This is a genomic window from Paenibacillus sp. Y930 (assembly GCF_056786375.1).
Genome location: NZ_JBXCIX010000044.1, coordinates 1 through 592 on the forward strand (window position 1 = coordinate 1; position 592 = coordinate 592).

General features: G+C 29.7%; 1 protein-coding gene. It reads right to left on the minus strand.

All coding sequences use genetic code 11. From position 1 onward, the window contains the following. Positions 1–552 (minus strand): aminoglycoside phosphotransferase/kinase family protein (locus AC1TO5_RS21290; protein ID WP_482064831.1); only part of this gene is annotated, 552 nt, incomplete at its 3' end. Positions 553–592: the final 40 nt, after the last annotated feature.

The following is a 592-nucleotide window of genomic DNA, read 5'->3' on the forward strand; positions in this document are numbered from 1 at the left end:
GTCTTGAATTGATTTCTTTAATATGGATAAATGACTATGCTCAATTTCAAAAGGCAATTGATTCAAAAAATGATTAATAGATTTTTCATTAGATAGTGGATGAAGGTTGTAGATATCATAGAATTTTATTTTTTGACTATGTACGTCGCTTTTAAATGCATTAAATGCAACAGATAGCTCGCTAACGACTCTTCCATATTCCTTTATATCTGATGTCTGTGTTATATCAGGAATTTCTCCTTCAATAAAGTTCATCACTGATCCCAATTGACCATTAGATAACTCTACAAATTGCCCTCCTGTAATGGTAATTAAAAATTCAGGAATCTTAAACGATAAATTTTGTTGTTCAAGGAATGTAGTTAATTCAATCTCAAATCTTAATTTTTCAAGGGTTTTTGAAAATTCATCATAAATTCTCGCTATATACTTCTCATTATTTATTGTGAACACTTTAGAGTAATTAGTTAGACCGTAAGGTACTGCCTCAATGTTTACAGTAGCTTCATTGAAATAAGAAGCAATGAGTTCTTTCATTAAATGATGATGCAAGATGATTTCCAACTTTCTTGTCATATATCGTATAACGTTC